6 protein-coding genes are annotated in these 5173 nt (G+C 56.1%); all 6 read left to right on the top strand.

The annotated features are described in order from the left end of the window. Positions 1-190 (top strand): hypothetical protein (locus BR04_RS17065; protein ID WP_496357235.1); only part of this gene is annotated, 190 nt, incomplete at its 5' end. A gap of 102 nt (positions 191-292) precedes the next feature. Continuing rightward, positions 293-2092 carry a hypothetical protein gene (locus BR04_RS17060; protein WP_496357234.1) on the top strand — a complete coding sequence of 600 codons (1800 nt, stop codon included), beginning with the start codon at positions 293-295 and terminating at the stop codon, positions 2090-2092. Next, on the top strand, positions 2089-2643 hold the full coding sequence (locus tag BR04_RS17055; RefSeq protein WP_496357233.1) for a hypothetical protein: 555 nt from the start codon (positions 2089-2091) through the stop codon (positions 2641-2643). The genes BR04_RS17060 and BR04_RS17055 overlap by 4 nt, the downstream gene beginning before the upstream one ends. Beyond that, positions 2640-3131 (top strand): hypothetical protein, encoded by a 492-nt coding sequence (locus BR04_RS17050; protein ID WP_496357232.1) that lies wholly within the window; start codon positions 2640-2642, stop codon positions 3129-3131. The genes BR04_RS17055 and BR04_RS17050 overlap by 4 nt, the downstream gene beginning before the upstream one ends. After that, on the top strand, positions 3125-4714 hold the full coding sequence (gene pilQ / locus BR04_RS17045; RefSeq protein WP_496357231.1) for a type IV pilus secretin PilQ: 1590 nt from the start codon (positions 3125-3127) through the stop codon (positions 4712-4714). The genes BR04_RS17050 and pilQ overlap by 7 nt, the downstream gene beginning before the upstream one ends. An 84-nt stretch (positions 4715-4798) precedes the next feature. Beyond that, positions 4799-5173: IS607 family transposase (locus BR04_RS17040; protein ID WP_496357230.1), on the top strand; the 375-nt coding region annotated here is incomplete at its 3' end.

The following is a 5173-nucleotide window of genomic DNA, read 5'->3' as shown; positions in this document are numbered from 1 at the left end:
CAGGTTTTTGGGGAAAGGTCTTTTTCCGGGATTCAAGACGCTGGAGCGTGGGAACGCCGGGCAGAAGTCCGATTTTGTAAAGAAGTCGGGCTGGGGATTGACATATCAGAAGACACCTTATTATAAGGGAATGCCTTTGAAGGAAATGTTTTTGGACAGTACGGGGTATTCCGGCACTTTTATTGCTTAACTCCAACGGGTGCTTCGTGTGAGGGGAAGGCGTTTGTGCGCCTTCCTTTTGGCGGTATCGTTTTTGGCATAGGCTTTTTTTACTTTTTACCTGGAGCTTTTTGTGTCCGCATCCCGAACCCTCTCTGCAACGGAAAAACTTCTGGAACGAATCCGTTCGGATGCAGGAAGTCTTCCCCATCCTCCCATAAAATCTTCCCCGTTTTTTTCCCTGCCCGGACAGGGGCAGCGTACCGTAGGCATCAGTTTTTCGCCGGACGCCATTTTTATGGTGGAAGCCGTAAGGACGCGCAAGGAATGCCGCTTTACCCGCCATGCCCGGTTTCCCCTGTCCACAGCCCCCGATCCTTCCAGCCTTTCCTTTGCCGAGGCCCTTCGGAAAGCCCTCCTGTCTTTTATCGGCAAAGGCCGGAACATGAATATCTGGGTGCTGATGGGGGCTGCGGATGTGGAAATCCGTCTTCTGGCTCTGGCCCCTGTATCGGAAAAGGAACTGCCCCAGGCGGTTTTCTGGGCCTTGAAAAAGGAGCTGGGGCCGGAATTCCCGAAAGATCCGGTCTATGACTTTGCCCTTGTGGGCCGCCGTATGGAGGAAGGACGCCTGAGGCTGGAGGTGCTGGTCTGCTATGGGAAGAAGGCGGGTCTGGAGCCTCTGAGCCGCCTGTTTTCTTCTTTGGGCTATCGGCTTTCCGGTATCACCATCGCCAGTTTTGCCTATGAAAATCTGCTGCGCGAAGGCCGTATGGGAAAGGTTTCCCAGGGCGTCTGCACCCTTTTTGTCGGTGCCGGCTGGTCGCGCATCGATGTGTTTCAGGGGCGGCATATCCGTCTGAGCCGGGATATCAAAACCGGTTTTAACAGTCTGGTGGAAGTTATTCAGGAAGAGATGAAGGCCGTTATGGCGGCTGCGGGAGAAGCTGCGGAACCGCCCTTTGAGCTTGCGGTTTCCATGGTGGAAACCATTGTGGAAGGGGAACCCATCCGTTGGGAGATCCGGGGCCGGGAGTACGGCATTGAGGATGGAAGATTGCGGGAGCTGGGGCAGCCCGTGCTGCTTCGTCTCATCCGTCAGGTGGAAAGAACCCTTGAATATTATACCCTGAACTTCAAGGGTGAGCCCGCTTCCCTTCTCTACCTTTCCGGAAACATGGTACGCAATCCGAGGCTGATGCGTGCCCTGAGCCGTCAGTTCACCCTGCCCGTGAAGGCCCTTGATCCCTTTGCTGAAGGGGACTTTGCCGGTGAAGACGCCCCGCCCGAGGCCATTGCGGAACGGGATCAGATGATCCCTGCGGCGGGTCTGGCCCTGTCATCGGAAAAGACACCCAACCTTTTTTTCACCTGGAAAGAGCGGCGGGAGGCCCGGCGCAACCGTCGCCTCACCCTGATGGTGGGGCTGCTGGGGCTGGTTTTCATGGGACTTCTTTCCGTGTATACCGGTCTGGAGCAGGGGCGGCTGGAGCGTCAGCGGGAAAAAAATCAGGAGATGGAAGCCCGTATGGCAGGTTTTGCAACAGCGGTGACTCCGGAAATGCTGACCTCCCTTCAGCAGGCCTATACCGGTAAAGGAGAGAAGATCCGGAAACGGGCGGAACGCTACGCGGCCATCGCCATGGTAGGCGAGATCCTGCGACGAACCCAGGAGCCGGTGTATCTTCAGCGGATTTTCTGGGAAAAGAAAAAGGAAAAGACCCGGGGAGGCGAGCTTCCCTGCATTGAAGTGGAGGGCCATATCCTGCACCGTGATGACGGGGGCACTCCGGAGAGTCTTCTGGCGGCCTATGGTCTGAACCTGAGTCAGGCCCCCTTTTTTCTGGGAACCCGTGTCCGGAAGCAGGAGATGCGGGACGGGGTACTCGTATTCAGCCTCAGTGTGGAGTGCCATGGAGAACTGACACCATGAAAGACGGTTTCCGGGTATCCAGAATGAACCTTGTCCTGATCGCTTTTGTCTCCATCGGGCTGTTTTTTTATGCGTTTTCGGTGACCTATATGACCATGCGCCGTGTTCAGGAGGCCGAGGAGACGGGGCGGCGTCTGGAAGACCGCCTGCGAACCCAGGAGCTGCTGTATCCTGTGTATACGGGCCTGATGCGGAGTCTGTCCGAGCCGGAGCCTGCTCCGGAACTTTCTTTGCCTGTGCCCCTTCCCCTTCCCGGAGACGTGCTGCGGGATCTTCAGGGAATTTTCGGGCCTGTGGCCCGGAATACAGGGCTGGAGCTGAAGGCCCTGCTGCCCGATGCCGATGCCTATGATCCCAGGGAGGGGCTGTTGTCCCTGTCCATGGTGCTTGCAGGCCGTCCCCAGGATTTCCATGCCTTTCTGCTGGAGCTGGGAGCCATGGCTTCTGTGGACAGTTTCCTTTCCCTTGATGTTTCAAGCCTGGGGACGCTTCGGGAAATGCGGCTGCGCTTACAGCTTCGGATGGAGCCGGGGAGGGGACATCGTTCATGAATATGCGTGAAAAGCTGCTTCTCGGGGCTGTCCTGCTGGCGCTTTTGTATGCGGGGTATGAATTTTTTCTGAAAAAGGATACGCCTGAAACCTGGACACCCGGTGCCGAGGCTGCGGAAAAGGCCCTGGCCGGGTTTGCCACGGAAGCGAAGAGCCGGGAAAACGGACGTTTATATGCGGGGCTTCTCGATACGGCTTCCGCAGACTGGGATCAGGATCCTTTTCTGAAGGATCTTCCTGTGGAAAAAGAGGTGCCGGAAGATACCGGAGTGCGGGAAGTTCATCCTCCTGACTGGATCTATATGGGCTATATGGCCCTTGGCAATCTGCGCATTGCCGTGATTTCCGGCGTGGAATACGCTGAAGGGGAAAAACTGATGGGGCAGGAAGAGCTGCGCATTGTGCTGATTGATGAGGATTTTGTGATGCTGGAAGGCCCGAAAAAGCGGCAGGTGGTTCTGGAACGCAGGGGAGGGGACGCATGGTGACGGTGGAAGGCAGGGGATGCCGCCTTTCTGGTCTGCGGCTTCTGCTCCTGGCTTTGTTTCTGGTACTTCTGGCGGGCTGCATGGGCCGTGAAGCGAAGAAAAAGGAAGATGCCTTCATGGATCCCTGGCGGGCCAGGGCCGAGGTTTCCCAGGGGTATTCTCCCACGGCGGGCTCAAAGATGGTGCAGTACCCTGAATTTTCGGATGCGGTGGTCAAGACCTTCATCGGCGAGGAAGAACGGGTATCCGGATCGGATACGGTCTTTCCCCGGACACCCGTTACCCTCAGGATGCAGGACGTGGATATTGCCGTGCTGCTCCGAACCCTCTGCCGCAGTGTGAACCGCAATGTGGTGATGAGTCCGGGGGTGGCGGGAAAGGCCAGCCTTAATATTGTGGAAGCCCCATGGCACGAGGTCTTTGTCAGCCTTCTGAACGCCCATGACCTCACCTTTGTGGAAGAGGGCAGTATGCTGCGCATTCTCACCCGGGAGGAAAGGGCAAAACAGCTGGCATCGGAGCGCAAGGTGCTGGTGGCCGAACCTCTGGTGACGGCGGTGATTCATGTGGATTATGCGGATCCCGAAGGGCTGGCGGCCAATCTCCAGCAGTTTCTGAAAGGCCGCAAGGAGCCGGGAAAGGCCGGAGAGCTGGGGACAGATAACGATGGCTCCGCCGTGATGGTGGATAAGAATACCCGATCCCTGATGATTCAGGCCACACGGGGGGATCTGGAGCGGATTTTAAAGCTCATCAAGCATCTTGACCGGCCCACGCCCCAGATTTTTCTGGAGGCCCACATTGTGGAAGCCACAAGGGATACGGCACGGGAGCTGGGGATTCAGTGGGGCGGGGTCTACAAGGGAGGGGGCGGCGGCAACAACTGGGTGACGGGAGGCAATCAGGCCCTGCGCTCCTTCAATCTCACCGACCCCTCTTCTGTCGATCCTTCCACGGGCAATGTGGTGAGTTTTCCCGTTGATGTGAATGATGGAGGATTTACCCTGGGATACATCACGGAATATCTGGGTTCCAGTATCCTTTCCGTCCAGCTTTCCGCCCTGGAAAAAGAGGGCAGGCTGAACATTCTCTCCCGTCCTTCCATCACCACCCTGAACAATCAGAAGGCCGTGATCGAATCCGGCAAGGAAGTACCGTACCAGACCGTGGAGGACGGAGAGGTCAAGGTGGAGTTCAAGAAGGCCGTTGTCCGTCTGGAGGTGCAGCCCCATATCATTGATGGCCGCACCCTGCGCCTTGAAATCAAAACCAGCAAGGATGAGCTGGACTGGAGCAACACGGTCAGCGGCAATCCCACCATTATCAAAAAGGAAGCCCAGACCCAGGTGGTGCTTTTCGACGGTCAGACCACGGTTATCGGGGGACTGAACAAGGAAAAGGGCAATGAGGGGGTTTCGGGTGTTCCTTTTCTGAAGGATATTCCCCTGCTGGGGGCCTTGTTCAGAGGCAGCAGCCGTCTGAACGAGACTGAGGAACTGCTGATCTTTATCACGCCCAGAATTCTGAAAAATGAGTCGGGGCAAGCCGCGCCGCCGGAACAGAAAAACCCAATCAGCGACTGAGTGTATCGGTGAAAGGTTGACACATAGTACCTAGAATGCCAATCTTTGTTTAGTTTTATTTACAAACACAAACAGAGAGGCGCAATGGAATTCTTCCCAAGCCGGATTGCTGCAAAGATGCTGGGAGTTCACCCCAACACCTTGAGAAAATGGGCAGACAGCGGCAAGATCCGGTTCATCAAGTCAGAATCAGGCCAGAGGCGTTACGATGTCAGGGGTTTTGTCGGGGGAGGAGAAAAGCATGAAACCATCTGTTACTGCCGGGTCTCCAGCCCGAAACAAAAAGACGATCTGCAAAGACAGGTCGAGTTCATGCAGAAAAAATACCCCGAAGCGGAAATCATCAAAGACATCGGAAGCGGAATCAATTTCAAACGAAAAGGTCTGCGTTCCCTTCTGGAACGCGCAATGCGGGGAGACAAGCTCACAGTTGTATCTGCCCACCGTGACCGACTATGC

The organism is Desulfobotulus sapovorans DSM 2055 (assembly GCF_059569355.1).
The sequence above is the reverse complement of the archived record's forward strand: the minus strand, read 5'-3'. Positions and strand labels throughout refer to the sequence as shown.

Bases quoted from the DNA above. Each gene is read 5' to 3' on its own strand.
- BR04_RS17055 (WP_496357233.1), top strand. From the start codon at position 2,089: ATGAAAGACGGTTTCCGGGTATCCAGAATGAACCTTGTCCTGATCGCT.
- BR04_RS17050 (WP_496357232.1), top strand. From the start codon at position 2,640: ATGAATATGCGTGAAAAGCTGCTTCTCGGGGCTGTCCTGCTGGCGCTT.
- pilQ (WP_496357231.1), top strand. From the start codon at position 3,125: ATGGTGACGGTGGAAGGCAGGGGATGCCGCCTTTCTGGTCTGCGGCTT.